We start from the raw sequence: 25,187 nt of genomic DNA, 5'->3' as shown, positions 1-25,187 counted from the left end.
TTCCTAAGCCGTCAACCGAGTGCGCTGGCCGGACCCAGAGGTCGCGTCGCGATACCAGTACTCGAGGGTCAGCACGTGCCACAGTTGCTTGGAGAAGTCCCGCTGCCCGGCGGCGTCCTCGGCGACCATGCGCGCCAGCGCGTCGCGGCGCAGGAGCCCGGAGTTGACGAGCACGCCGTCGTTCACCACCTCGCGCACCAGCGGTGCCAGATCCCGGCTCATCCAGGCGCGCAGCGGGGCACTGAACAGGCCTTTGGGCCGGTACACGATCTCCCGGGGCAGGACCGAGGTGGCCGCCTCCTTGAGGACGGCCTTTCCCTGCCGTCCGACGATCTTGCGATGGCCGGGCACGGCGAACGCCGCCCTGACCACCTCGACGTCCACGTACGGCACCCGCACCTCGGTCGACGCGGCCATGCTGGAGCGGTCCGTGTACGTGAGGTTCAGGCCCGGCAGGAACATCCGGGCGTCGCCCAGGCACATGCGGTTGACGAAATCGTCGAGGTCATTGTCCTGGTAGACGTCCGCGTGCTCGGTCAGCACGTCCTCGACCGTCCCGGCCAGGTCAGGATCGACCAGGGCGAGCAGTTCGTGCTCGTCGTACAGGGTGTAGCTGCGCCGGAACGCGGTCTCCTCCGGCAGATCGGCGAAGGAGAGGAACCGCTTCGCGAAGCGCACCGACCGGTACCCGCGGCGGGCCGTGGCGACCGGCAGCCTGTCCACGGTTGCCGATATTCCGCGCCGCAAGGGCCTCGGGACGCGCTGGTAGCGCAGCGCGAGCAGGTTGGCCAGGTGCTTGCGGTAACCGGCGAACAGCTCGTCGGCACCCATCCCCGAGAGCATCACCTTCACGCCGGCCTCCCGGGCGGCCGAACAGATCAGGAAGGTGTTGATCGCGGCGGGATCGCCGATCGGCTCGTCCAGGTGGTACGTCATCCGCGGCAGCAGGTCGAGCACGTCCGGGGCGATCTCGATCTCGTGCAGGTCGACGCCGAACCGCTCGGCCACCTGCCGGGCGTAGCGCAGGTCGTCCGGCATCGCCTCGAACCTGGCGTCCTCGGCGCGGAATCCGATCGTGTAGGCGGAGATCCCGGGCCGGTCCCGGGCCGCGAGTGCGGTCAGATAGCTGGAGTCGAGGCCGCCGGAGAGGAAGGTCGCCACGGGTACGTCGGAGAGCAGGTGCTGCCGGGTCGACTCCTCGACGATGGCGGCCAGGTCCGGCTGCTCGCCGCTGCGGGCCCGCTCCTGGCCCTCGGCGGCGATGTCCTTCAGGTTCCAGTACCGGCCGTGCTCCACCCTGCCGTCGGGCCGGATCTTCAGCCAGCTTCCCGGCGGCAGCTTCTCCGCCTCGCGGAACGCGCAGCGCGAGTCCGGCACCCAGAAGTACAGCAGCGAGGCCACCAGCGCCGCCTCGTCCACCTGCAGTGACCCACCGGTGGCGGTGGCGAGCGCCTTGAGCTCGGAGGCGAACATCAGGCCGGGACCGCGCCGGATCAGGAACAGCGGCTTGATGCCCAACTGGTCGCGGGCCAGGACCAGTTCACCGGTCCGCTCGTCGAAGATCCCGAACGCGAACATGCCGCGCAGCCGGGGCAGGCAGTCCGTGCCCCAGCGCCGCCAGGCTTCGAGCAGCACCTCGGTGTCTGAGGTCCCGCGGAAGCGCACCCCGGCGGCTGTCAGCTCGGCCCGCAGCTGGGGCGCGTTGTACAGCTCACCGTTGTACGTCAGGGCGAGTCCGTCCGAGACCATCGGCTGGGCGCCGGTCTCGGACAGGTCGATGATGGCCAGCCGGCGGTGCCCGAAGTGCACTTCTGCGTCACCGGCGGGGTGGCTGTATCTGCCCGCTCCGTCCGGACCGCGGTGGGCGAGGGTGTCGGTGAGCCGGTCGGTCACGGCCTTCCCGTCCGGCCATCGGTAAGTCCCTGCGATGCCGCACATGTTCTACCGGGCCTCCTGGTCGTTGTCCGGGACACGTCCCCGAGCTCTCAACTCCTCCGCCAGCCTTCGGCCGGGAGGGGCCCCCAGAGCAGGGGAGGCCCCACTGGCGGGCGTCGGCGGCCGTTCCGTCCGCCGCCGGTCCTCCCCCACTGCCTCAACGGCGTGGGTGGGGGTGCCCCCAGCGGTAGCTGGGGGAGTACCCCCAGCGTTCTGCCGTGCCGGCCGTACGTCGTGGCCGCGCAGCGCGGTGTGCAGCCCGTCCCACAGCGTGCCGTCGGTCCGGTCACGCGGATCGGGGTCGATCAGCACCACACCGGTCACCGCAATCCCCAGGTCCGCGAGCTGTCGCGCCACGGTGTGCAGCCATGCGGCGCCGGCGTGCCCCGCACGCACGACGAGCACGGTCCGGGTACCGAGGTAGGGGAGGTCGGTCCATGCGGTGCCGGGTGCGACCGAGCCGACGCCGAACCGGTACTTCCCACCCGACACAGCCGCGGCCCGACCGCCGTTGACCACGGCCGGGCCTCCTGGCTTCTGGCGGCGGTGGGCGAGCGGCAGGCCGGGCAGACCATCGATGATCACCACTGGCCCGTCCGACGCCAGCGCCTCGGCGAGATCCAGGGCGATCACGCTCGCGCTGCGCGCACAACCCAGTTCGAGCAGCGACACCCGTTCCGCGGAGTCGCGCACGGTGCGGGCCAGGGTTGCGGTGAGCCGTTCGCGTGGCGCCGGGGTCCGTCCGCGCCGCCACAGCGTTGCCGACGGGCGGGGTGTGCGGCGCAGCTCCGCGATGACCGAGGCGCCCAGGTTCGCCGCGATCTCCCGGCGCAGCACGGGGCGGTCCGCCACCACCGTGGCGACCGCGGCCACCGCGAGGCCGAGGACGAGGCCGAGGACGAGCCCGATCGCGGCGTCGGTGCCGGCGGCCTTGGGAAGGGAGTGCGGCACCGTGCGCGGGCCGTCCACGATCTGGGTGCCGGCGATGAGCCTGGGCGTGCCGGTACGCGCGTCCGCGGCGCGCTGGTCGAAATCCGTGATCCGCGAGGTGAGTTCGGCCCGGCGGGCGAAGAGCGACTCGATGCTCGCCGACGCTTTCGGGTCGTTCCCCGGCGATCGGTCCCCGATCGCCTTGTTGACCTGGGCGAGGTCGCCCTGAATGCGGTCACGCTGGTCGAGCAGGGCCTTGGCCTCGGCCGCCGCGGCCTCCTGCATCCGGCTCACATGGTCCGCGACGAACGCATCGGCCAGCGCCTTGGCCCGGGCCACCGCGTCCGCGTCGCTGGCACCGGTCACATCGATCTGCAGCAGGTTGTTGGTCAAGCCGGTCCCGCGGTAGTCCCGTATGAAGTCCTCCGGCTTTTCGGGGGACTTGAGGGCCTGCAGAGCCTTGTCGGCGATCCGCGTGGTCCCCAGCAGGGCGACGTCGGTGCGGATCAGCGTTCCGGGATCGTTCGGCTGGTCCGCCTGATGCGCGACCAGCACCTTGGCCACCGCGGACGGAGGCGGCGGCAGCAGGACCGCTATCGCCGCGCCGACCAGCAGCCCGAGCAGAGCCATGGAGGCCCAGAGGCGGCGGCGCCTGCGGACCGACACCACCAGTGCCTGGAGGTCGAGGAGCGGAGCGGCAGCCGACGACTCCGAAGTCTTGCCCGGCGTCACACAGACCCCCCTTTCTCGTGGCCGCGCACCGCGAGTGCCGAAGTGGTGTTGTCCGGGGGCTGGTCGGCGGGTCGCGTCGGACGGGCCCGGACCGCGACGGCGGCGACGACGCCGACGACCTCATGCCCTGCGTCCGCACACGCCTCGGCGACGGCGGCGAGCTGCTCCGCGGTCCAGCTGCCCGGGCTGAGCACGACCACGGCACCGGATTCGGCGTCGCGGTCCGGCACCATCGGCAGGGACGCCGAAACCCCCACCACGCGCAGCAGCGGACCGCTCTTTGCCTCCGCGGCGAGCTGCCCGGCGGCCCGGCGGGCGATGTCGTCTCCGTCCAGTACGACGACCAACAGCCGCCGGGGAGAGGGGAGTCGGTCCCTGAGGCGAGCGCACACCCGCTGGTAGCGGATCCTCCGGCCGGCTTCGTCGCCGGACATCCACGGGGCCGGTATGTCCCACCGGGTGTCGATGCCCGTCAGCCGGCGGAGCCCGGCCTGCGGGCGCACGCCTTTCGGCCGGTGTGCGGGCCGTTCACCAGGTACGTCGACGGTGCCGAGCAGCACCGAGCCCAATGCTGCGGCGATCTCCGGTTCGGTGCGCAGCCGGCGATTCATCCGGGCGGCCGTGAGATGGCCGACGACTGCGAGGAGGAAGAACAACAGCGCCCCCGCGACGATGAGCTGCACCCTCGTCGGCGGGGCCTGGCCGGCCGGCCGGGCCGCGGGGCCCATGACAACCATGCCGGCCTTGTTGGCCGCCGGGTCGGTCTGGTCCAGTTTCTTCATCGCTTCCTGCAGCGTGGTGCGCAGCTTTTCGAGTTCGGTGCGGGCCTGCACGCTCTCCACGGTCTGCCCGGGGTTGGCGGCGTTGGCCAGGTCGGTGATGCGGCGGTTGGTGTCCGCCACCTGCTGCCGCAGCGCGTCGGGCCCCGTAGCCGTGCCGGGGTCGGTGCTGTCGCCCGCGATCCGCGCGGCGAATGTGACGAACTGCTGGGCCAACTGGTCGCAGAGCCGCTGCGCGCGCTCCGGGGTGTCGGCCGTGCCCGAGATCTTGATGATGTTTCCGTCGGAAGTACTGGCGCTCACCCGGTCCTGCAGCTCGCCTGCGCTGACGTCCTTCCAGCCGAGCGCGGCGGCCGCGCGGTCGACCACCGCCGAACTGGTCGCGATCTCCGCCTGAGTCAGCAGCGAGCGCTCCTCCCACTGCCCCGGCAGCAGGACCGATGCCGACGCCGTGTACCGCGGCGGAAACAGCATCGAGGTGCCGTAACCGACGAGCGCGCCCACCACGGTCAGGATGGCGAGAAGCCGCCAGCGCCGACGGAGAATCCGGCCGATCGTGACCAGGCGTATCGTGTCGTCGCTCAACGGCGCGGCCTCCACCCCGTCCGCACCGGGGCGCCCGCCGGCGCCGGAGCGTGGTCACGGCAGGCGGCGGCATAGGCGGCGAGCAGCGACTCCTGGGAGTTCCGCCAGGACAGCTGCCCGCTGATCCGCTCCTGGCCGATCCTGCCCATCCGGGCCCGCTTCTCCGGATCGTCGAGGAGCAGCGCGATGAGCCCGGCGAACTCGGCCTCGTCGTTGGCGGGCGCGTAGACGGCGGCGTCACCGGCGGAGACGCGCGCCTCCCGGAGGTCGAAGGACACGATCGGCCGCCCCATCGCCATGTACTCCAGGACCTTGTTCATGGTCGACACGTCGTTGAGCGGATTGCGCGGGTCGGGGGAGAGGCACACATCCGCGGTGGACAGGTAACGCACCAGGTCGGCGTCCGGAATGCGCCCGGTGAACTGCACCTGCTCGGAGAGTCCGAGCCGCCGCGACAGCTCCACCATCGCGTCGAAGGCGTCGCCGGAGCCGACGAACACGGCGTGCCAGTCGGTACGCCCCAGCTCGTCGCGCAGCTTCGCAAGAGCGCGCAACGCGTAGTCGACGCCGTCCTGAGGGCCCATGACGCCGAGGTAGCACAGCAGATGGGGCTTGCCGCGCTTCAACTCCGGCTCCGGCGGGACCGGTCGGAAACGGTCGGTCCGGGGCGCGCTGCGCACCACGAAGACGTCCTCCGGCCGCCGACCGCCGCGGCGCACCGCGACGTCCCGGTAGCTCTCGTTCGTGGCGAGCACGACGTCCGCGGCCCGGTAGGTCAGCCGTTCCAGCGCGCACACGGCGCGGTAGAGCAGATCCTCGCCGCGGTCGAACCGGGAGAGATACAGCTCCGGTACCAGGTCGTGCTGGTCGAAGACGAACCGCGCGCCGTGCCGCTTCAGCCACAGCGCCGGAAGGAACAGCAGGTCCGGCGGGTTGCAGGCGTGGACCACGTCGACCGGGCCGACCTTGCGGGCGAGCCGGGCCGTGTGCCACAACGCCGATCCGTACTCCCGCAGATAGCCGGCGGGCCCTCCGGTGGCCGCGCGCAGCGGGTAGCGGTGGATCCGCACCCCGTCGGTCAACGCCTCCGGCTCCGTGTCCCGTTTCTCCCCCCGAGGACAGATGACGTGCACCTCCCAGCCCGCGTCGCGCAGCGTCGTGCACTCCTGCCACACCCGCCGGTCGAACGGCACCGACAGGTTCTCCACGAGGATCAGCGCGCGTCGGCCGTGCCGGTCGTCGCCGGCCGTGTCTTCGGACGATGTGTCACCAAGCAAGGCCCACGTACCCCGGTTCGGCCCGGCGCGCGTCGGCGTCAGGAAGGTGGATGAGGTCGATCAGCACGGGCCCTTCGCCATGGGGCAGTGCCGAAAGGACGGCCGGATCCCTGCTCCCGACCAGGCACACCTCGGCGTGTTCGAGCACCTCGCCGACGGACTCCGCGAGGAGTTGCGCGAGGTGCGGCAGCCGGGTCTCGATGTACTCGCGGTTCGCGCCGAGCAGCCGCGAGAGGTTCACGTTCGGGTCGTAGATCCGCAGGTCGTAGCCCTTGCCGAAGAGCCTCTCCGCCAGCTCGACGAGCGGGCTCTCGCGGAGGTCGTCGGTGCCGGGTTTGAAGGAAAGACCGAACAGGCCCACCCGGCGTTTGCCGGTGCGCTCGACCAGTTCCACCGCGCGCTGCAGATGGTCGGAGTTGGAGGGCAGCACGTGGGCGAGGATGGGCACCGAGACGTCCGCCCGCCGCGCCGCGTGGACCAGGCTGCGCAGGTCCTTGGGCAGACAGGAGCCACCGAAGGCGAAGCCGGGCCGCAGGTAGGCGGGGCTGATGTTCAGCTTGCGGTCGGCCAGGAACACGTCCATCACCTGGTGCGAGTCCACCCCGAGCGCCTGGCACACCGCGCCCAGTTCGTTCGCGAAGCCGATCTTGAGGCCGTGGAAGGCGTTGTCCGCGTATTTGATCGCCTCGGCCGTCGGGACCGGCACCCGGAACACCTCGCCCGGCAGGTCGTCGTACAGCGCCGCCACCATGTCGCCGCTTGCCGGGTCGAGTTCGCCGATGACGGTCTTCGGCGGATCGAGGAAGTCCCGCACGCTCGTGCCCTCGCGCAGGAACTCCGGGTTGACCGCGACCCCGAAGTCCACCCCGGCCGTGCCGCCGGCGTACTTCTCCAGGATCGGTACCAGCAGATTCAGGCAGGTGCCCGGGAGCATGGTGCTGCGGAACACGACGGTGTGGCGCCCGCCCCGCTCGGCCACCGCGGCGCCGATCTGTTCGGTGACGCGTTCCAAGTAGGTGGTGCACAGGCTGCCGTTGGGCTCCGACGGCGTGCCCACGCAGACCAGCGACACCTCGCTGCCCCTGATCGCCTCGCGGACGTCGCCGGTGGAGCGTAACGCCCCGGTCCGTACGACCTCGGCGATGAGCTCGCCGATCCGCTCCTCGACCACCGGGGCCCTGCCGTCGTTGACCAGGTCGACCTTGACCTGGTTGACGTCCACCCCGATGACCTCGTGCCCCATGCCGGCCAGGCACGCGGCCGACACACAGCCCACGTAGCCGAGCCCGAAAACACTGACTCTCATGACCCGTCCCTCCCCCCAGGCAGGCCCTCGTGGCCTGCGGTCCGCGCACCGGCCGGACGACGATCCCCGCGCATCAGTACGCCCCCTGGCCGTAGAGCACCGCACGCAACGTCTTCCACAAGATCACTGTGTCCAGCGCGAGCGACCAGTCCTCCACGTACCGCAGGTCGAGGCGGACCGCCTCCTCCCACGGCAGGTCGCTGCGTCCGCTGATCTGCCACAGGCCGGTGAGCCCGGGTTTGACCAGCAACCGCCGCCGGATGTCGGGGCCGTACGCGGCGGACTCCTCCGGCAAGGGAGGGCGCGGACCGACCAGCGACATCGATCCGGTGAGTACGTTGAAAAGCTGCGGGAGTTCGTCGATCGAGTACCGGCGCAGCACCGCGCCCACCCGGGTCACCCGCGGATCACGGCGGAGCTTGAACAGAAGTCCTGCACCCTCGTTGCGGTCGGCCAGCTCGGCACGTGCCCCGTCGGCCCCGGCGACCATGGTGCGGAACTTGAGAATGGTGAACTCGCGGCCGTCCTTGCCGACCCTGCGCTGGCGGTAGACCGCCCCGCCCCGGCTGTCCACAAGGACGAGCAGCCCGACGAGCACCATCAGCGGCGCGAACAGCATCAGCAGGATCGCTGCCCCCATCCGGTCGACGACCTCTTTGACCGCACGGCGGCCACCGGTGAAGGTCGGCATAGTGACCCGCAGCAGCGGGATTCCGAGCACGGCATCGACGTGCAGCCGCGGGCCGGCCACTTCCATCAGCACGGGAGCCACGACCATCTCGGCGTCACTGCCTTCGAGGTTCCACGCCAGCCGCTGCAGCCGGTCCGGTGACCAGTGCGGGTGCGGTGTGACCGCGACGACCCGGTAGCCGCCGCGGCGGACGTGGTCGGCGACGTCCGTCAGCGGGCCGACGACCGGCACCCCGTCCACCTGTTCACCGTCGAGCCCGAGGCCGTCGGTCGTGCACACCGCATCCACCCGCCAGCCGAGGTGCGGGAACTTGCGGGTTCGGGCGATCAGGTCGCGCAGGGTGTCCGGGCTACCGGCAGCGAGCACCGGGCGCAGGCACCGTCCTTCCTTCCGCTGTTTGTGCAGCCACAGGCGCAGCAGATACCGCTCGATCATGGTGATGAGCGCGATTGCGGGGATCGCGACGAAGATCCACAATTTGATGTTGCGCGAGGTGAGGGCGATCCCGCCGAGCGCCAATACGACGACCGCCGTGAACAGTGAGCGTCCGAGCCGGCGGAATTCCTCGGCGCCCTGGCCGAGCAGGGCCGGAGCCCATGCCCGGTTCACCGCAAGCGCACCCAGCACCAGCAGCTCGGTGCCGAAGGCGAGAATTCCCCATTTCTCATGCCAGTTGGCCGCGTCCCGGACCCCGAAGAAGCTGCCGGTCGCCGTCACGACGATGGCGGTCGCCACGGTATCGCTGGTGATCACAGTGCGGCGATACCGCTGCTCCCAGTCGATGGCGGGCCGGCTGATTGCCCCGTCCGCCGGACGTCTTCGCGCCGACGGAATAGGGCTGACTAATTCCCCCTGCCGCACAGGACCCCCCAGGTCACCAGTGGTTCGACGTGCTCGCCCAACACAGTCCCTCCCCCCACGGGAGGCCCCCGCCTCCCCGCACTCTCTCCCCTCGGGGGCCCCGCCCCCGAATGGCACCCCGGCCATTTCGGTGCTGCTTGAACAACTCACCCCACCCGCAGCGGACTTGTATGCCCGGCCAGGCTTTCGCGGTGCGCGGAACCCGTCGAAACCTCGGGTGCTCCCCGCACCCAAGATCCCCTGTCGGGCTCCAAGAATTGATCACCCCGACGTCTGGCGCCGGGGACGCGACTGATGGCTGTCTGTAGCGCCGGATCTATAGATCATTAACGGTTGTCAATGGTCGTCTCGTTCCTGAGCAGCTGAAGCACGGACAACTTAGACCACCGGAGACAATATGTAGAGGGGTTGTGTGCAATTCGTGCTCAGGTTTAAGACGGAATCCACCGGCGGGTGACCGCATACGGTGGCTTGATGTCGCCGTGCGCTCCAGCTCCCCGCCCGGCTCGCGGCACCACTTGTGCGCGACGGTGATCGGCGAGCCCTGCTGATGTTCGCGCTCGCGAAGTCGAGCTGTCCAGGGGCTTGGTCAGTGCTTGCCATGGGACCGGCAGCGGGCGGGCGCGCGAAGTGCGGCGCAGGCGTGCATCGTAGGGTCCGCGTCCCGCTCTGCGGAGGTTGTGCCGCCTTGGCGACCTCCGCAGCTTCTTCGGCGACCTCCCCCGCAGCGTGCGATTCGGCTCGTAGCCGCCTCGTGCGACGGCGGGACCCGCCCGGGTCCCGCCGCTCTCGGTGGCCCCGCCCAGGGGGAGCAGACCGTGCTCACTGAATTAGGTCAGCCAGTAGCTGGGCGACTTCATGATCGGTAGAGATACGGCTTCTCACTTGCACTGGCCGATGTGCGGTTCGTTCAAGGTGTTGCCCGACTTCCGCAGGTTGGGTAGGTTGCCGGCGCAGTGCAGAGGAGCCCCGACCCGGTTGCCCTCGAACTCTGGGACGAGGGCCTCGGGCAGCAGTCCGCTGCCGCTGTTGTCGTTGATCGTCACAGGCGCCGACATGGTGGTGGACGAAACCTCAAGGCCGCCGGTGTTGCGGTCCAGCGTCAGCGGGGGCCTGAAGGTGTTGCCCCGGCAGTCCACCCCTTCGCCGTCGCCCAGCAGCATGAAGCCGCTGGTGCTCGTGAGGATTACCGGCCCGTCGAGGGTCGAGTGGCAGATGGTGACGGCGAGTGCGCCGTCCGAGCTGACCGGTCCATTGATCTCCGTTCCCGACAGCGCCGGCGCTCCGCCGGGCCGTAACTCCACCGGGCCGTTCTGCCTACCGCCGGGGGCGATGCACAACGACTGGTCGGCGGCCACGGTCAGCGGGCCGTCGTGGTCCGTGATGCACGGCCGGCTGAAGCCGACAGTGGCGATGGCGGGCGCGCCCGTGGTACTCGCCGTGAACACCGGGTCGCCGCTGTAGGTGGCGGTGATGGCGTGGTCACCCGGCTGGAACTTGGTGGTGGAGAAGGTCGCTTGGCCGTTGTTCAGCGGCACGGTCGCCAGCATGGTCGTCCTGTCCGAGAAGGCGACCGACCCGGTCGGGGTGCCCGCGCCCGGGTCGGCCGAGGCCACGGCGGCGGTCACGGTGACGGCATGGCCGAACAACGGGGTCGCTGTGGCCGTGCTGAGCGTGATCGAAGTCCCGCACTGGAACGTGATGATCGCCCTGCCGTTGCGTGGTTGACACCCTGGAGGAGCGAGACGCCGGTCGCCGATGGCACCGCGTAGCCGCTGCCGCCGCCACCGCCGCTGCCGGGACCGCCCGCACCGCCGTTGCCGCCTCTGCCGGGGTTGGCCTCGCTGGTTGATCGGGTCGAGGTCGATGCCCGGGGTGCCGGGGCCGCCGTTCAGGGTGTTGGGGTTGACGTGACCAGCCGTGGTTGGCGCCGTTACCTCAGCCTTCACCAGTCCCTGGCGTCGTCCGAGCCACTGAGCAGGTCCATACCGAGGCGGGTCGGGTGATGGTGAACGGTCTGAGTGTTGCGGAACGTGGCAATCAGGCCGGCTTCGCGTAGGGCAGTGGCCTGCCGGGAGGCGGCGGCAGCAGACAGGCCCAGGACCGCCGCGAGCTCTCCGGTGGTCAGGGCCGGAGCCTCGACCACGGCGGCCAATGCGGCCGCCCTGGTGGAGCCGAGCAGTGCTGCCAAGGCCAGGCTTGGCGCGCGCGATGCGGGATCACGGGCAAGGACAACGTTGGTCGCCGGGTACGTAATGGTGACCGAGTCGGCAGCAGGGTTGATGCTGATCCCGATCGCGAGCGCCGAGGGCTGAAGAACCAACGGGCGGCCTTCAAGCGGCTCGTGGCAGTCGTGGATGGTGTTCAGAGCCAGCACTGACCCATCCCAGTGCAGCATGGGGTGCAGGGTGCGCAGCATGGCATCGATACCGGATGTCGCAGCCCGGGTGCCGGCTTGAGCCGAGGCGGTATGCACAACGGAGGTGATCCGGCGTCGGAACGGATCCAACGCGATGGCCTGGAAGCCGGAGATCAGCTGGCCCAACGCTCTGTACGCGGGAGGATGTCCATCGGCCAGAGCAGTGGTGAACGGTGTCAGGGCACGGGCTCGAGCCAGGTCACGCACGTGGAGCGCGGTGCCGGTGGAGTCGGGATCGATGGCCGGGTGGGCCGGCGCGGCCTGGGCGGGACGGGCGGCCAGGCCGGAGAACGTCGGCAGATGCGCCGGGGTATAGAGATCGAACAGCCTGGAGTAGCTCGGGTTCCAATTGCGGGCGACCTCCCGCCGCCACTGTGAGAGATGACTGGCTCGGGTCCGGTTGGCCAGCACGGCCCCACCCAGGGCGAGTTCATAGCCGAAGTCGGGCGAGTCAGCGATCTGCACCCGTTCCAGATCATCGGTGCCAAGGAGTATCCGTATCAACCTGAGTCCCCCAACTCGAGCCCTGCGTTGATGCCCTGAGCCTTTGCGCGCGGGCGCAAAAGCGTAGTCGGACGACCGCCGGCGGGCAATCGTAGAGGCACTGAGCGACTACGGGAACGGCGTTCCGGGCATCCGCCCCGGCGCTGTGCTCAGAACGAGGGCGCCAACCACCACCGCGTGGTTCAAAAGCCGTCGCACCTTCCAAGTCACGGACAGGAACAGGGGAACCACGGGATGATCAAGAAGCTCGCACTGCTCGCCGCAGCCGCCGGAATGCTCGTCGTGCCGCTGGCGGGGACCGCGTCAGCGCAGACCACCCTCCGCCAGCCGGCCAAGGCTGAGCAGATCGCACCGGGCAAGCTCGGCAGCGTGGTGCGCTACACCGTGACGAACGGGCACCGCGACTATGGCGACACGCCCGTGTCGTCGCGCACGGCCCTCAACTGCGGCGTGATCAACATCGGGCTGCCCGGCAACATCTATTACGGCGGTGAGTACGCTGGGCAGGTCGAGCAGCAGTACAACACCTGCAATGGGCAGGCGTCCGCGCACTGGCAGTGGGCGGGCGGCTTCCAAAACTCCCACCCAGGCGCGTGGGTGGACGTCTACATCATCTCCTACTACGGCGGCCAGGTCGGATACGGCGGTGCGTACACCTACACCAAGGACGTCTCAACGGCCACAGTTGACATCCACTCGGCGAACCCGGACGCCTGGCACGCGCAGGCGATCGTGAACGGCTGCGGCTCCTGGGCGAAGGGCACCGAGCACTGGTACGGCGGGCAGGACTGGGACGGCCCGCACTCAGGCGGCTGCTGACCCTACCCGGGAGGATAAGGTGCGAGGCCGGTGCGTCGACCAGACGTATCGGCCGGACCCGCACTGTAGAGACGGCCGTTGGTGCCGCGAGCCCGGCATGACCGAGGACACGCTGCCGCCCGATCACCTTCACCGTGCGCCCGTACGACAGAAGAGGCCCGGATCCACAAGGATCCGGGCCTCTTCGTTCAGTAGCGGGGACAGGATTTGAACCTGCGACCTCTGGGTTATGAGCCCAGCGAGCTACCGAGCTGCTCCACCCCGCGTCGGTGAACACAACCCTACGCCACCGACGCCCAACCTCGAACCAGCTTTGCCTGAACGTCCATGCGGCGAGGTCAAGCCTGTACGCCGAGATGAGCTCTCCCGACCCTGTCCCCGCACTCGTCGGGCGTGCGGCATCGATTCCAAGGGGTTCAGTGGTCATAGATGGTGTCAGTGCGGCGATGACCGGCTGGCCGCGAAGCGTGCTCGCGCATTGGAGTGTCAGACGATGGCGAGCCGTTCCACCAGCAGTTCCACCCTCGACTCGGTGTCCTCCGGCGGTAGCCGTCCCGCCCGGGTCAGGGTCGCAAGGCCGTGCAGGGACGCCCAGAACACCTCGGTGAATTGCCCCGGGGCGACGCCGTCCCCGGCGACCTCGCCGAGGGTCTCCAGCAGCGCGGCAAAGGCGTCCTTCAGCGGCTCGGGGGTGTTCTCCTGCGCGAACGCCAGGCCGCCGTCGAGCCGGAACAAGGCGTCGTAGACCGCCGGGTTGCGTGCGGCGAAGTCGAGGTAGGCACGGGCGAGGGCGGTGACCCGCTCGCGCGGACTGTTCGCGCCGGAGGCCGCGGCCCGCACCGTCACGGCCATCTCGGCGGCGCCCTCGACGGCGACGGCGCCGATGATCTCGCGTTTGCCGCGGAAGTGGCTGTAGAGGACGGGCTGGCTGTATTCGATGCGCTCGGCGAGCCGACGGGTGGTGACCGCGTCCCAGCCCTGTTGCTCGGCGAGTTCGCGGGCCGTGGCCACGATGAGGCGCTCGCGCTCCGCCCGCTCTCGCTGCTTGCGTTCCTGTACCGACATGATTCGATCCTAGCATCGCTAGACAATCGAGCGGCAGCAGTACTAGCGTTGCCTCATCAGCTAGCGGCGCTAGATGTTGGAGGAGTCATCATGCTCAACGCACTTGAGGTGTTCACCACGGTGGCCGTCGGCCTGATGGTGGGGGTGGAGTTTTCCGTCGCCTTCGTCATGAACCGGATCTTCAACGCCCTCCCGGAGGACAGTGGTCAACTCGGCCGCGCCCACGGGGGCCGGATGCTCGGCGCCGTGATGCCGGTCTGGTACATCGGCTCACTCGTCCTCGTCGGTATCTGGGCCGTTGCCGGCCGGCATCACCACGGCACCGGCCTCGTCATCACCGCCGGCGCGCTGCTGATGCTCAGCGTGATCATGTCGATCCTGCTGCTTGTCCCGATCAACAACAGGGGCAAGACGTGGACCCCGGAGAACCGGCCCTCCGACTGGAAGGAGCAGATGAACCGCTGGGACCGCTACCACTATGTCCGTGTCGCCGTCATCATCGCCGCCTTCGCCCTGCTGGTCGCCGCCCTCACCTGAGGTGGCGGGCTCACCCGCCCGGTCGTCAGCCGCAACCGTTCGGCCGCGCGCCCGAAGCGCGGCACCTCCATCCACGTCCAGGACCCGGACACCAACACCCTCGAACTCCGTTGGTATCCCCAGGACTCGGGCACCAGCGACACCCAACCGACCAATCGCGAGAGGGCGTACCGCACACGGCCAACCTGCAGAGTCTCGACCCGCACACGCCGATGTTCGCGCAGTTCAAGGAGGAGACCGGGCCCATCGTCCTGGCCAACACCTTCTTCGTCCCGAAGGAGCGGACTGAAGCGTTCCTGTCGCTCTTTCGGAGGCAGGCGGAGTTCATGAAGGCCCAGCCGGGATTCGTCTCCCTGCAGATGCACAAGGGAACGGCGGACAGTCGTCTTCTGATGAACGTCGGGTATGGGAGTCGACCGAGGCGCTCGCCGCAGCGTTCGGCAGCCCGGAGTTCCAGCGCATGGCGTCCGAGTTCCCCGACGACATCGTGTCGTACCCGCACATCTTCCAGCAGATCGACGTATGACACGGCAGCTGCAGCCGGGGGAGGGCAGCCGGAGAAGCCCTGAGGAGTCCACGCCGCCCCCGCCTGCATCCAGCAGGTTGGAATCACCCACTACGTCGATCCTGTGTGGCCCGATCATGCCCCACACGACTCGGCAGGCTCCACGAAGCTCACCAAGCCGACGAAGACTCGCGAGGAGAAGAACAATGCCATTGAAGAAGATCAACACTGTTCTGGCCGCCGCCTTCATCCTCTTCATCCTCTGGTTCGGGACGGAGTTCATCCTGAGTCCGGAGACGACGGCGCCGGGCTTCGGCCTGCCGAGCTGGCCGTCCGGCGATGGCGGCGGCTTCCTGATCATCAAGGGAATCCGCGATGTCGTCCTGGCCCTGGTCCTGGGCGTCCTGCTGGTGACGGGCCACCGCCGGGCGCTGGGCTGGGCGCTGCTGGTGGAGGCCTTCGCCGCGTACGGCGACATGGCCACTGTGCTGGCCCACCACGGCTCCGTGGCCACCGCGCTCGGCGTCCACGGCCTGACCGCGACGCTGATGGTGGTAAACGGCCTGCTGATAATGCGCGAGACCCGCACGGTGGCGGCCGCTCCCGCAACGCCCGGTCGGCTCCGCGCTTCCGGTGGCACTGGCCTGGCTGAAAGGGTTCGGCCAGCCCGCTCCGCTTGACCACCGTCAGCACCGTCAGCAGGGGCCCGCCCCGGATGCGTAGTGCCGCGTGCCGCCCGGAAGAGTGGCCGCATGACCATCTTTCGCTGTGCCGACTGCCAGCAGTCCGTGAACGGCGAAGTGGTGCCGGGGTAAACAGGGACGGACAGGTGCCGGGGGATGTAACGCTTTCGGGGGCTGCGGCCAAGTAGAGATGTAAGGCACCACACGCCCGGCCTGCCCCAAGGAGCCATCCGTGCCAGCGGAGCATCCCACAGCACCACCCGTGCGCGACCCCGCCGGGTTCGCCGCGTTCTACCAGCAGCAGTTCGACACCGTGCTCGGCTTTGTCACCCGCCGCGTCGACAGCCCGCATGTGGCCGCCGACCTCACCGCGGACATCTTCGTCGCCGCGCTGGAGCACGCGCACACCTACGACACCCGGCGCGGCGCGCCGATCGCCTGGCTGTACGGCATATCCCGCAACGTCATTTCCGCACACTTCCGGGGCAGCGCCCGCGAACAGCACGCAGTTGCCCGGATCAGCGGCCGGCGGCTGCTGGACGACCAGGACATCGGCGCCATCGAGGGAAGGATCGATGCGGCCCGCGCCGCCCGGCAGATGGCGGCTGCCCACGCCGCGCTACCCGATGCGCTGCGCGAGGTGCTGGACCTGGTCGTCCTGGACGGGCTGACCACTCGCGAGGCCGCGCAGGCGCTGGGCATCACCTCGACCGCCGCCCGGGTCCGGCTGCACCGCGCCCGCAAGGCCCTGCAAGCCACCGAGCAGACCCGTACCGACTCCCGCGAAGCCGTTCTGGAGGCCACCCAGTGAACGCCCCCCTGCACTTCAAGCAGCAGCTCGCGGACGAGCTCAACGCCCGCGCGACCACCCTGACCGCCCCGCCCGGCCCGGCCGGCCACCGTGTCTGGAGCCGCGCCCCACGCCGGCGGCTGACCTTCACGCTGGGTGCCGTCGCGGCCGCCGTCGCCGTGGGTGTCGCCGTTCCGCTGGTCGGCGGGACGCACGACCAGCGGGCTGCCGACGGCCCGTCTGCCGCGCCGACTGCGCACCGCACCAAGAGCGGCGGCATCGACATCGTCAATGCCGACTACGTGGTGAAGTCCATCCCGGACGGCACGATCGCCGTGCAGGTGATGAGCCCCAAGGGCATCCCCGGGCTGCAGGACGCCCTGCGCCAGGCGGGCATTCCGGCAGTGGTGACGGGTTTCTCGACGTCGTGCAAGGCCACGGTCCATTACGACAACAGCGTCGATCCCCTGAAGGTGTTCCCCCAGCCCGGCGCGGACAGCGGGATCAGCGGGCACTACTCGCTGATCAGGCCGAGTGCCGTCCCGAAGGGGGAGCACCTGTTGTTCGTGGCGACGACGGGACTGCACGGGCAGGTGGGGACCCTGCAGATGTCGGTGGTGCGCGAGGTGCCCACCTGCGTCCCGGAGTCCGACAACGGCATCGGCGAGGGATACGTCCCGCCTGGCACCAATCCGTAGGCGAGTAGGCAGGCCAGGGCCCTGCATGGCGCGGCACCCGGTCCTTGCCGCGGCGGTTACGCCCGGGGCCAGGTCCGGTCGAGGAAGTCCGCGATCAGTGGGGCGATTTCCGGCAGCCGGTCCTCCAGGGCGAAGTGGCCCGTTTCGAAGAGGTGCAGTTCGGCGTCCGGTACGTCGCGCAGGTAGGCGCGGGCGCCGGGTTCCGGGAAGAAGGGGTCGTTCGTGCCCCAGGTGATGAGGGTCGGCGGGCGGTGCTCGCGCAGCCAGGCCTGCCAGGCCGGGTAGGCAGCGACATTCGACCGGTAGTCGTAGGCGAGCGCGAGCTGCGCCGCCGTGCGGCCGGGCAGGTCCAGGAAGTGCTGGTCGAGCAACCAGCCCTCGGGCGCCACCAGTTGGGGGTCGAGGGTGCCGCCCTCGTACTGTCCGCGGGTGGCGTCGAGAGTGAGGAGCCCGCGGATGGTCTCCTCGGCGCCGGGCAGCTCGGGGGTGAGCGCGATGAACTCCCTCGCCCCGTCGGACAACCCCTCTTCGTATGCGTTGCCGTTCTGCACGACGAGGCCGGCGACCCGCTCCGGGTGGCGCAGTGCGAGCCGGAAGCCGACCGGGGCGCCGAAGTCGAAGACGTACAGGGTGAAGCGCCGCAGGCCCAGGTGTTCGACGAAGCCCTCGGTGATGTCGGCGAGTCGCTCGAAGCTGTACGTGAAGCCGGTGGGGGCTTCGGTGTGGCCGAAGCCGGGGTAGTCGGGGGCGATGAGCCGGTACTGCGCCCCCAGGGTGTCGATGAGGCGGCGGAACTGGTGCGAGGCGGACGGGAATCCGTGCAGGAGCAGCAGCACGGGGGCGTCGGCGCGCTCGGGCAGCGACTCGCGGTAGAAGACGTCCACGCCGTCGACCTCGACGCGGCGGTGGGCCGTGCGGGCGGGGACGGCGATGCGGGATGCGGCTGCGGGGCTGTGCGGTGCGGCGGACGTCGTCATGTCACATGCCTCCATGGCGGGAAGATGCATTAGTTATCCGGTGGAGGCAGTTATAACCCTGACTCTTCTAATGGGTCAATGGCTGCATGTAGCATTAGGGCATGTCTGAGAGTGAGCTGCTGACCGGGGAGCCCCTCGTCCTCGACCTGGTCAACACCCGTCCCGTGGAGGGCGGTTGCCGCAAGGACCTTCTCGCGACCCCGGAGCAGTTGGCCGCCTGGCTGGCGCTCCAGGCGCACCGTCTCCCCGAAGGACTCGCCGAGGAGATGCCCGACGAGGCCGACCTGGCCCCGGTGCGCGCCGTACGGCAGGACGCCGAGACCGCCGTCCGGGCGCTTCTCGACGGGGACGCCCCGCCCAGGGCTGCCCTGCATCGGCTCACCGGCGCCCAGCGCGCGGCGCCCCCCGTGCGCGCGCTGCTCTGGGACGGCACCGCCGTGACCGCCGTTGAGCGTCGTGAGGGCCCCCTGGGCGTCCGCATCGCCGCCCTGCTGGCCGAGGCCGCCGCCGACCTGCTCACCGACCCCGCGGCGCTGGGCAGGGTCAAGCAGTGCGAATCCGACGCCTGCGTCATGCTCTTCCTGCCCGCGCATCCCCGCCGCCGCTGGTGCTCGCCCACGCGCTGCGGCAACCGGGCCCGTGTGGCGCGCTACTACGAGCGACACCGCGCCGAGGGCTAGAGCCTGCTGGGAACATGCGCCGGCAGGGTGACCTGCGGCGAGTGGCGGAGGTCGCGGTACCCCTGCGCGTTCGGGCCGAAGCCCGAAGCGACCGTCTGGGCCCGCTGTTCCGCGTCGTACGCCGCCACTTCGACGACGACCTGGCGGACCCGGCCGGAGACGCGTCCGGTGTGGATGAGAAGCAGCAGCCGTTTGCCGAACAGCGGGCCCAGGCCCAGCCGGTAGAGGTGCACGGGCAGCCGTGCCGGCGTACGGCGTCGGCCGGCCGCGGCGCCGACGAACGGCGCGGCGGGCATCCAGTCGTTGAGGCGCAGCCCGAGGAAGCGGTGGGCGTGGTCGACGCGCAGCGCCTCGGTCCAGGCACGGCCGGCGGTGTACGAGACGATGTCCACGACCTCTTCCGGGTCGTGGCCGAGCGCGGCCCAGCGCCGCCGGGGCAGCCAGGTGGCCGCCAACACACCGGCCAGGATGCGCAGCGTGTACGCCCTGACCGGGATCGGCCCCAGGCGCCACACCCCTTGGGACGGGCTCGGCACATACGGCAACTCCGTGAACACACAACTGATCCGGTGAGCAGGAACCCGGCTCGGGTCGGGACGGACTCGCCCGACGGTTACATCGGCCAACGAAGCGTCCGGATGTCGCACAGCTCTGCGAAATCTGTCGTCCGGCCACGGCCCCGAGGGCGCGACCCGAGCCGTGCACCAGCCCCTCGCACGCCCAGTAACCCCCCGCAGTGACAAGGGGGATTGGGTGCTGTCAGCGGCCCGTCAGTTGCCCTCGTGAGAATCGGGGACGTCGCGACGGATTCGACTCCGGTTCTTGAGCAGGTGCCCCCCACCGTCCTGTCCAGACGGTTGTTCCACCCGCGTCGAACCGACCTCGGCCGACCGCACTGACCCCTGAGACGAGAGGGAACGACCGTGTCCCAGCAGGCCCTCCAGCATGGCGCAGCCTCCGTCGCCATCCGCAGCGCCGCCTGGTACATGCCCGAGCACACCCTCCCGATCGCCGATGTACGAACGCTCGACGAGACCGAGCGAGCCACCCGCGACGGTCTGGGCATCGACACGGTCCGGGCCGACGACCGGCTGAACTCCGTCACTCTCGCGGAACGCGCGGCGCGCCGGGCGCTCGAACAGGCGGGGCTCGACGCGCGGGACCTGGGCGCCCTGGTGATGGTGGAGTCGCGGGTCCAGGAGACGTTCCTCAGCTCCGAGGCGACCCGGCTCCAGCACCGGCTCGGCGCCGACCACGCGACCACTTTCTCGGTCGGCGGACTCGGCTGTGTCTCGATCACCCCGGCGCTGCTGACGGCCCGCGGACTGCTGGCCGCGGACCCTGCCCTCGATGATGTCCTGGTCGTGCACGGCAGCAAGCCGGCCGCCGCCCTGCGCTACCGCCACCCCGTCACCGTGAACGGCGACGCCGGGCAGGCGCTGCTGCTCTCCCGCAGCGGGCGCACACGGGTACTCGACATCATGCAACTGACCAACGGGCGGTACTGGGACCTCTTCCACGTCGACTACCGGGACCGCCCCACCACCCAATGGCGTGAACAGTGCACGGAGCCCAGCACCTACACGTTCCGCCTGGCCATGGAGACGCGCAACCGCCTCTCCGCGATGCTGGACGACCTGCTGCGGCGCAACGGAATCGGCCGGGGGGACGTCGCCGGCTTCGTCAGCCAGAACCTGTCCGCCGGGAGCTTCACCTTCCTGGAGGACGCCCTGGACATCGAACTGCTGCCGGCCTGCCGGGAGAACCTCCGGCAGTTCGGACACCTCGGCCCCAACGACGTCTTCCTCAATCTCCGCACGGCACTCGACCGCAAGGAGCTGGCCCCCGGCGACCTCGCGGTCCTGATCAACGTGAGCCCGGTAGCTGCCTGGAGTCTGCTGCTGGTCGAGACAGGTCCCCAGGAGGACACGGCATGAACGACGTCACCTCGCAGATCACCGCCTTTCTGAGCGCGGCTCTTCGTCGGCAGGTCGAGCCGGACGACGACTACTTCGCACGGGGCCTCGCCGACTCACTGTTCGCACTGGAACTGGTGACCTTCGTCGAGAGCCACTTCGCCCTCACCGTCGAGGTCGAGGACCTGGACCTGGACAGCTTCAGGACCGCCCGCCGCATCACGGAGTTCGTCCGGCGCAAGACCGCGGCGCCCGAGTCGGGAGAGGCACATGCAGCCGAGGCTTCCTGAAAGCGCCCCCGACGGCACGACGACGGGGCTGCCGCCTGCGGAGCCCGTGCACCCCGTGGACCTGTCGCGGGTCGCGGCCGATCTGGCGGCCGACGCACATGACCGCGCCTCCCGTTGGGACCAGGACGGCGGACTGCCCGATTCGGTGCGCAGAGAGGTCGCCGCATCGGGACTGCTCGCCGCGGACCTGCCCAGGCGGTACGGGGGCGCAGGCCTCGATCCGCTCACGCTCGGGGAGATCACCGCACGGATCGGCGGTGAGTGCAGCGCGCTACGCGGGCTGCTGACCGTACAGGGCATGGTCGCGGCGGCCCTGCTGCGCTGGGGCACCGAGGCGCAGCGGGCCGACTGGTTGCCCAGGCTGGCCGCCGGTGAGCTGACCGCCGGCTTCGCGGCGACCGAGCAGGGCGCCGGCAGCGCGCTGGGGTCGGTGGAGACCCGTATCGAGGCGTCGGCCCGGCCGGACCACCAGGAGCTGGTCGTGAGCGGTCGCAAGAGGTGGGTCACCTTCGGCGCGGTCGCCGACGTATTCCTGGTCCTCGGCAGGTACGAGGGAAAGCCGGCCGCGGTGCTCGTGGACGCGGACCGCGCCGGTGTCGAGCGGGAGCCGGTGAACGGCCAGTTGGGCATGCGGGGCGCCCGGATCGCCCATTTGTCCTTCGACGGCGTGCGGGTGCCCCGGCGTCAGCTCGTCGCCCCTCCCGGCCTTGGGCTCTCCCATGTGGCCGGCACCGCGCTCGACCACGGCCGGTTCACGGTCGCCTGGGGATGCGTGGGCATGGCGGACGCGTGCGTCGAGGACGCGGCCACCCACGCCGCGGTCCGCCGGCAGGGCGGCATCCCTCTGGGAGACCACCAGTTGGTCCGGTCACTCCTTGCCAGGGCGGCGGTGGACGCCGCCGGGGCCCGGGAACTCTCGCGCAGGGCCGCGGAGGCGCGGGCCCTTGGCCCGGGACACGGGGTGGCGGAGACGCTCATGGCCAAGTACGCGGCGGCTTCCGCTGCGGCGACGGGCAGCCGCGACGCCGTGCAGGTGCTCGGCTCGGCCGGCTGCGCGCCCGACAGCAGGGCGGGCCGTCACTTCCGGGACGCCAAGGTCATGGAGATCATCGAAGGAGCCCAGCAAGTGTCCGAACTGCACATAGCCGAGCGGTTGTTGCGGCGCTTCGGCGATGCCGCACGCGGCCCGGATCCCGCCGTCGAGCGCCGGCTTCCCGGGGAGTCGCTGTGACGGCGGCGTCAGGCGCGCCCACCGTCAAGTGCCTGGTCTGGGACCTGGACGACACCCTGTGGGACGGGGTGGTGCTGGAGGGCGACGATCCCGTCCCCTTCCCCTCGGCGCTCAAGACCCTGGCCGAGCTGGACCGCCGCGGCATTCTGCATGCCGCCGCGAGCCGGGGTGAACGCAGTGTCACCCAACGCCATCTGACGGAGCATCGGCTGGCCGACTGGTATTGCGCGACAGAGGTGGGCTGGGGCGCCAAGTCCGCCGCGGTGCGCCGGATCGCGAAGGCGCTCAACATCGGTCTCGACACCATCGCGTTCGTCGACAACGACCCGCTGGAGCGGGCGGAGGTCGCGAGCGAACTTCCCATGGTCCGCTGCTACCCGGCGACGGAGGTAGGACAGCTCCCGCAATACCAGGAGTTCCGGCCCGAGCACATCACCGCGGAGGCCGCCGGGCGACGTCGGCTCTACCAGGCAGAGTGGCGACGCCAGGAGGCCGAAGGGGAGTTCGCCGAAGGACGCCAGGCTTTCCTCGACTCGCTCGATCTGGTCATGGAGGTCCGCCCGGCCACCGAGGAGGACCTGTCCCGGGCCAGCGAGCTGACCGTCCGCACGCACCAGCTCAACAGCACGGGGCTGACGTACGGCATCGACGAGCTGCGCCGGCTGAGCTCCTCGCCGGACCATCAGGTGCTGCTTGCCACGCTCCGCGACCGCTTCGGCGACTACGGGATCATCGGCCTGGCCGTCACCGCACTCGTCGGGCGGGACTCGGTCCTGCGGCTGATGCTGATGTCCTGCCGAGTCGCCTCGCGGGGCGCCGGAAGCGTGCTCCTGCACCACCTGATCCAGCAGGCGCTTGCGGCGGGCCGACGCCCCGTCGCGCACTTCGTCCCGACCGAGACCAACCGGAACATGCTGGTCACGATGCGCTTCGCCGGCTACGGGGCGACGGCTGCCGACGAGGACCGCCTCGTACTCGCTGTGGATCCGGAGCGTCCGCTGCCCAAGGCTCCCGGACACACGCGCGTGATCGCCGGTCCGGCACACACGGCACAGGAAGCGAGTCAGCGATGACCCGGGATGCCGGTGGCACCGATCGGTTCGTTCCCGCGGACGCCCCGACGGAGGTACGTCCGGTGTGGGCCGCGTTCCGGAGCCAGGTGGTCAGGACACCCGAGACGACCGCGCTCATCATCGGCGGGATCTCGCTGACGTATCGCGAGCTCGACCAGGCCTCGGCCGGTCTCGCACAGCTGCTGTGGCAGCACGGGCTGCGGCCGGGCCGGGTCGTCTGCGTCCGGACGCAGCAGAGCGCCCTGTCCGTGATCGCCATGCTCGCGGCACTGCGCACCGGGTCCACCTGGGCGGTCCTGGAACCGGACCTGCCCGTCGGAAGGTTCGAGGCGCTGTGCCGGGACACCGACTGCGCGGTGGTCCTGAGCGAGGGCGATGACGCCGTGCCGGCCTCCGTGCTCTCGGCGATGCCCGCCCCGCCGGCCGTCGTGGATGCGGCGGGCCTCGATCCGGCGCGGCTCGTCGAGGCGGGCCGCGAACTGCCCACCGACCCGTACCCACCGGTCCCCGAGCAGAGCCCCGCCTACGTCGCCTACACCTCGGGATCCACCGGTGTGCCCAAAGGCGTGATGGTCGGCCGGGACCAGTTCGCGGCGTCGATCGGCTGCCGTGGGCCGGTGTACGGCACCGAGCGCTCCGTCTTCCTGATCGCGTTGCGGCTGTCCTTCGACGGGATACTCGGCGGCATGTTCTGGTCGCTCACCGGCGGCCACACGCTGGTCCTGCCCGACCCCCGACAGCTCGTGCAGGTGGGGCAGTTCACCCGACTGGCCAGGGAACACCGGGTGACACACCTGTTCAACATTCCCTCCTACTACCGGGCGGTGCTCCAGGATCCCGGCGGCCTGCCCGACACACTGCGGATGGTGGTGGTGGGGGGTGAGGAGTGCACCCCGGGGATGGTGGCCGCGCACCACGAGCGGTTGCCGGGGGTCCGGTTCGTCAACGAGTACGGGCCCACCGAGACGACCATCGCCTGCACGGTGGAGACCGATCCGGACCCCACCGGGGACCGCATCCCCATCGGGCGGCCCTGGCCGGGAACGCGGGCCCTGGTGCTGGACGAGCGGCTGCGTGAAGTCCCGGCCGGGCAGCGGGGCGAGCTCTACGTCGGCGGCTCCCTCGTGGCACTCGGCTACGCGAACCAGCCGGCCCTGACGGCCGGGCGATTCGTCGCGGACCCGTACGGGCGGCCGGGCGGGCGCCTCTACCGCACCGGGGACATCACGAGCGTCGACGAGCGGGGCACGCTGCACTACCACGGCCGAACGGACGACCAGGCCAAGATCCGCGGTGCGAGGATCGAACTCGGCGAGATCGCGAGCGTGCTGGAGAGCCATCCGGGCGTGGCGCAGGCCGTGGTCCTCTGCGAACGCGCCGGGCAGGACGAGCCGCAGGTGATCGCCTTCGTACTGCCGACACCCGGCAGCGGGCCGCCGGATGCCTCGAAGCTGCGCGAGCACTGCCGAGGCCGACTGGTGGAGCAGGCCACACCGAGCCTGTTCGTGCCGGTCGACCCCATCCCGCTCGACCGCAGCACCAAGGCGGACCGGGCCGCGCTCCGCAGGCTGATCCCGGCAGGCCGACAGGCTTCCCCGGGTACCGCGGGCGGGGACTGGAGCGGCCACCGGCTCGCCGTCGGCCGGATCTGGGCGGAGGTCCTCGGGCACTCCGGCTCGGGCCCGGACGACAACTTCTTTGCCGTCGGCGGGAGTTCGATGAAGGTCATCGACCTGCACGACAGGCTGGACAAGCGGTGGCCCGAGGCGCTGCGGGTGGGCGAGCTGTTCGACCACGTCACCATCGCCGCCCAGGCCCGGCGCATCGCCGACCACCTGGGCGAGCGCGCGCACGGCGAGGAACCCGCCCCACCGGCCACCTACGAGCTCTGACACACGCGAAGG

At 70.4% G+C, this 25,187-nt stretch carries 24 protein-coding genes and 1 tRNA gene; 13 read left to right on the top strand and 12 right to left on the bottom strand.

Features of this window, described 5'->3' with window-relative positions:
- Window positions 1–3: 3 nt before the first annotated feature.
- The 7 genes from asnB to ABD346_RS24895 form a co-directional block, all read right to left on the bottom strand.
- Window positions 4–1,938 carry an asparagine synthase (glutamine-hydrolyzing) gene (gene asnB / locus ABD346_RS24925; RefSeq protein ID WP_344377824.1) on the bottom strand — a complete coding sequence of 645 codons (1,935 nt, stop codon included), beginning with the start codon at window positions 1,936–1,938 and terminating at the stop codon, window positions 4–6.
- A 3-nt stretch (window positions 1,939–1,941) separates the two neighbouring features.
- Window positions 1,942–3,597 carry a Wzz/FepE/Etk N-terminal domain-containing protein gene (locus tag ABD346_RS24920; protein ID WP_344377822.1) on the bottom strand — a complete coding sequence of 552 codons (1,656 nt, stop codon included), beginning with the start codon at window positions 3,595–3,597 and terminating at the stop codon, window positions 1,942–1,944.
- Window positions 3,594–4,961 (bottom strand): Wzz/FepE/Etk N-terminal domain-containing protein, encoded by a 1,368-nt coding sequence (locus ABD346_RS24915; protein WP_344377821.1) that lies wholly within the window; start codon window positions 4,959–4,961, stop codon window positions 3,594–3,596. The genes ABD346_RS24920 and ABD346_RS24915 overlap by 4 nt, the downstream gene beginning before the upstream one ends.
- A complete protein-coding gene (locus tag ABD346_RS24910; protein ID WP_344377819.1) occupies window positions 4,958–6,238 on the bottom strand; it encodes a glycosyltransferase family 4 protein in 1,281 nt (426 codons plus the stop codon). The genes ABD346_RS24915 and ABD346_RS24910 overlap by 4 nt, the downstream gene beginning before the upstream one ends.
- The gene (locus ABD346_RS24905; protein ID WP_344377818.1) at window positions 6,228–7,544 is read right to left on the bottom strand and encodes a nucleotide sugar dehydrogenase; all 1,317 of its coding nucleotides are present in this window, start codon (window positions 7,542–7,544) and stop codon (window positions 6,228–6,230) included. Before ABD346_RS24905 ends, ABD346_RS24910 begins: the two co-directional genes overlap by 11 nt.
- Window positions 7,545–7,617: 73 nt before the next feature.
- Window positions 7,618–9,096, bottom strand: a complete 1,479-nt coding sequence (locus ABD346_RS24900; protein ID WP_344377816.1) for a sugar transferase — start codon at window positions 9,094–9,096, stop codon at window positions 7,618–7,620.
- A gap of 881 nt (window positions 9,097–9,977) precedes the next feature.
- Entirely contained in the window at window positions 9,978–10,712 is a 735-nt protein-coding gene (locus ABD346_RS24895; RefSeq protein ID WP_344377980.1) for an Ig-like domain-containing protein, read from the bottom strand.
- Here ABD346_RS24895 and ABD346_RS24890 point away from each other — a divergent pair.
- The gene (locus tag ABD346_RS24890; RefSeq protein ID WP_344377990.1) at window positions 10,645–10,824 is read left to right on the top strand and encodes a hypothetical protein; all 180 of its coding nucleotides are present in this window, start codon (window positions 10,645–10,647) and stop codon (window positions 10,822–10,824) included. The two genes, ABD346_RS24895 and ABD346_RS24890, sit on opposite strands and share 68 nt — an antisense overlap.
- Before the next feature lie 217 nt (window positions 10,825–11,041).
- Here the strand turns inward: ABD346_RS24890 and ABD346_RS24885 are convergent, their stop codons facing one another.
- Entirely contained in the window at window positions 11,042–12,019 is a 978-nt protein-coding gene (locus ABD346_RS24885) for a MarR family transcriptional regulator (protein ID WP_344377815.1), read from the bottom strand.
- 234 nt (window positions 12,020–12,253) lie between these two features.
- Between ABD346_RS24885 and ABD346_RS24880 the strand changes: the two genes are divergently transcribed.
- Window positions 12,254–12,838, top strand: a complete 585-nt coding sequence (locus ABD346_RS24880) for a hypothetical protein (protein WP_344377814.1) — start codon at window positions 12,254–12,256, stop codon at window positions 12,836–12,838.
- Between the two features lie 192 nt (window positions 12,839–13,030).
- On the opposite strand, the gene ABD346_RS24875 is transcribed toward ABD346_RS24880, so the two are convergent.
- Window positions 13,031–13,104, bottom strand: a tRNA-Met gene (locus ABD346_RS24875).
- A gap of 220 nt (window positions 13,105–13,324) precedes the next feature.
- On the bottom strand, window positions 13,325–13,903 hold the full coding sequence (locus ABD346_RS24870; protein ID WP_344377812.1) for a TetR/AcrR family transcriptional regulator: 579 nt from the start codon (window positions 13,901–13,903) through the stop codon (window positions 13,325–13,327).
- A 90-nt stretch (window positions 13,904–13,993) separates the two neighbouring features.
- Between ABD346_RS24870 and ABD346_RS24865 the strand changes: the two genes are divergently transcribed.
- The 5 genes from ABD346_RS24865 (at window position 13,994) to ABD346_RS24845 (ending at window position 17,116) form a co-directional block, all read left to right on the top strand.
- Window positions 13,994–14,440, top strand: coding sequence for an anthrone oxygenase family protein (locus ABD346_RS24865; RefSeq protein WP_344377810.1), 447 nt, complete (start codon window positions 13,994–13,996; stop codon window positions 14,438–14,440).
- A 212-nt stretch (window positions 14,441–14,652) separates the two neighbouring features.
- The gene (locus tag ABD346_RS24860; RefSeq protein WP_344377808.1) at window positions 14,653–15,009 is read left to right on the top strand and encodes an antibiotic biosynthesis monooxygenase family protein; all 357 of its coding nucleotides are present in this window, start codon (window positions 14,653–14,655) and stop codon (window positions 15,007–15,009) included.
- A 142-nt stretch (window positions 15,010–15,151) separates the two neighbouring features.
- The gene (locus ABD346_RS24855) at window positions 15,152–15,625 is read left to right on the top strand and encodes a DUF4267 domain-containing protein (RefSeq protein ID WP_344377807.1); all 474 of its coding nucleotides are present in this window, start codon (window positions 15,152–15,154) and stop codon (window positions 15,623–15,625) included.
- Between the two features lie 235 nt (window positions 15,626–15,860).
- Window positions 15,861–16,439, top strand: a complete 579-nt coding sequence (locus tag ABD346_RS24850; protein WP_344377806.1) for an RNA polymerase sigma factor — start codon at window positions 15,861–15,863, stop codon at window positions 16,437–16,439.
- Window positions 16,436–17,116, top strand: a complete 681-nt coding sequence (locus tag ABD346_RS24845) for a hypothetical protein (RefSeq protein WP_344377805.1) — start codon at window positions 16,436–16,438, stop codon at window positions 17,114–17,116. The genes ABD346_RS24850 and ABD346_RS24845 overlap by 4 nt, the downstream gene beginning before the upstream one ends.
- Window positions 17,117–17,172: 56 nt before the next feature.
- Here the strand turns inward: ABD346_RS24845 and ABD346_RS24840 are convergent, their stop codons facing one another.
- The gene (locus tag ABD346_RS24840) at window positions 17,173–18,093 is read right to left on the bottom strand and encodes an alpha/beta fold hydrolase (RefSeq protein ID WP_344377803.1); all 921 of its coding nucleotides are present in this window, start codon (window positions 18,091–18,093) and stop codon (window positions 17,173–17,175) included.
- Between the two features lie 101 nt (window positions 18,094–18,194).
- On the opposite strand from ABD346_RS24840, the gene ABD346_RS24835 reads away from it, so the two are divergent.
- Window positions 18,195–18,773, top strand: coding sequence for a CGNR zinc finger domain-containing protein (locus tag ABD346_RS24835; RefSeq protein ID WP_344377802.1), 579 nt, complete (start codon window positions 18,195–18,197; stop codon window positions 18,771–18,773).
- Here ABD346_RS24835 and ABD346_RS24830 read toward each other — a convergent pair.
- Window positions 18,770–19,309 carry a hypothetical protein gene (locus ABD346_RS24830; protein ID WP_344377800.1) on the bottom strand — a complete coding sequence of 180 codons (540 nt, stop codon included), beginning with the start codon at window positions 19,307–19,309 and terminating at the stop codon, window positions 18,770–18,772. The genes ABD346_RS24835 and ABD346_RS24830 overlap by 4 nt on opposite strands.
- A 450-nt stretch (window positions 19,310–19,759) precedes the next feature.
- On the opposite strand from ABD346_RS24830, the gene ABD346_RS24825 reads away from it, so the two are divergent.
- From ABD346_RS24825 to ABD346_RS24805, 5 genes are read left to right on the top strand one after another with little or no spacing between them, the layout of a single operon-like run.
- Complete coding sequence (locus tag ABD346_RS24825; RefSeq protein ID WP_344377979.1) at window positions 19,760–20,710, top strand: 3-oxoacyl-ACP synthase; 951 nt, start codon at window positions 19,760–19,762, stop codon at window positions 20,708–20,710.
- Window positions 20,707–20,979, top strand: a complete 273-nt coding sequence (locus ABD346_RS24820; protein WP_344377799.1) for an acyl carrier protein — start codon at window positions 20,707–20,709, stop codon at window positions 20,977–20,979. The genes ABD346_RS24825 and ABD346_RS24820 overlap by 4 nt, the downstream gene beginning before the upstream one ends.
- Window positions 20,960–22,210: an acyl-CoA dehydrogenase family protein gene (locus ABD346_RS24815; protein WP_344377798.1), complete on the top strand. Its 1,251-nt coding sequence runs from the start codon at window positions 20,960–20,962 to the stop codon at window positions 22,208–22,210. The genes ABD346_RS24820 and ABD346_RS24815 overlap by 20 nt, the downstream gene beginning before the upstream one ends.
- Window positions 22,207–23,283 carry an HAD-IIIC family phosphatase gene (locus tag ABD346_RS24810; protein ID WP_344377796.1) on the top strand — a complete coding sequence of 359 codons (1,077 nt, stop codon included), beginning with the start codon at window positions 22,207–22,209 and terminating at the stop codon, window positions 23,281–23,283. The genes ABD346_RS24815 and ABD346_RS24810 overlap by 4 nt, the downstream gene beginning before the upstream one ends.
- Window positions 23,280–25,175, top strand: a complete 1,896-nt coding sequence (locus ABD346_RS24805) for a non-ribosomal peptide synthetase (protein ID WP_344377795.1) — start codon at window positions 23,280–23,282, stop codon at window positions 25,173–25,175. Before ABD346_RS24810 ends, ABD346_RS24805 begins: the two co-directional genes overlap by 4 nt.
- Window positions 25,176–25,187: the final 12 nt, after the last annotated feature.

Origin of the sequence: Streptomyces mauvecolor, from assembly GCF_039532965.1 — a bacterium.
GTDB classification, from domain to species: Bacteria; Actinomycetota; Actinomycetes; order Streptomycetales; family Streptomycetaceae; genus Streptomyces; species Streptomyces violascens.
The sequence above is the reverse complement of the archived record's forward strand: the minus strand, read 5'-3'. Positions and strand labels throughout refer to the sequence as shown.

Coding starts and splice junctions, on each gene's coding strand:
- ABD346_RS24855 (WP_344377807.1), top strand. CDS start 15,152: ATGCCATTGAAGAAGATCAACACTGTTCTGGCCGCCGCCTTCATCCTC.
- ABD346_RS24880 (WP_344377814.1), top strand. CDS start 12,254: ATGATCAAGAAGCTCGCACTGCTCGCCGCAGCCGCCGGAATGCTCGTC.
- ABD346_RS24905 (WP_344377818.1), bottom strand. CDS start 7,544: ATGAGAGTCAGTGTTTTCGGGCTCGGCTACGTGGGCTGTGTGTCGGCC.
- ABD346_RS24870 (WP_344377812.1), bottom strand. CDS start 13,903: ATGTCGGTACAGGAACGCAAGCAGCGAGAGCGGGCGGAGCGCGAGCGC.
- ABD346_RS24825 (WP_344377979.1), top strand. CDS start 19,760: ATGCCCGAGCACACCCTCCCGATCGCCGATGTACGAACGCTCGACGAG.
- ABD346_RS24865 (WP_344377810.1), top strand. CDS start 13,994: ATGCTCAACGCACTTGAGGTGTTCACCACGGTGGCCGTCGGCCTGATG.
- ABD346_RS24840 (WP_344377803.1), bottom strand. CDS start 18,093: ATGACGACGTCCGCCGCACCGCACAGCCCCGCAGCCGCATCCCGCATC.
- ABD346_RS24815 (WP_344377798.1), top strand. CDS start 20,960: ATGCAGCCGAGGCTTCCTGAAAGCGCCCCCGACGGCACGACGACGGGG.
- ABD346_RS24835 (WP_344377802.1), top strand. CDS start 18,195: ATGTCTGAGAGTGAGCTGCTGACCGGGGAGCCCCTCGTCCTCGACCTG.
- ABD346_RS24805 (WP_344377795.1), top strand. CDS start 23,280: ATGACCCGGGATGCCGGTGGCACCGATCGGTTCGTTCCCGCGGACGCC.
- ABD346_RS24890 (WP_344377990.1), top strand. CDS start 10,645: ATGGTCGTCCTGTCCGAGAAGGCGACCGACCCGGTCGGGGTGCCCGCG.
- ABD346_RS24860 (WP_344377808.1), top strand. CDS start 14,653: ATGTTCGCGCAGTTCAAGGAGGAGACCGGGCCCATCGTCCTGGCCAAC.
- asnB (WP_344377824.1), bottom strand. CDS start 1,938: ATGTGCGGCATCGCAGGGACTTACCGATGGCCGGACGGGAAGGCCGTG.
- ABD346_RS24820 (WP_344377799.1), top strand. CDS start 20,707: ATGAACGACGTCACCTCGCAGATCACCGCCTTTCTGAGCGCGGCTCTT.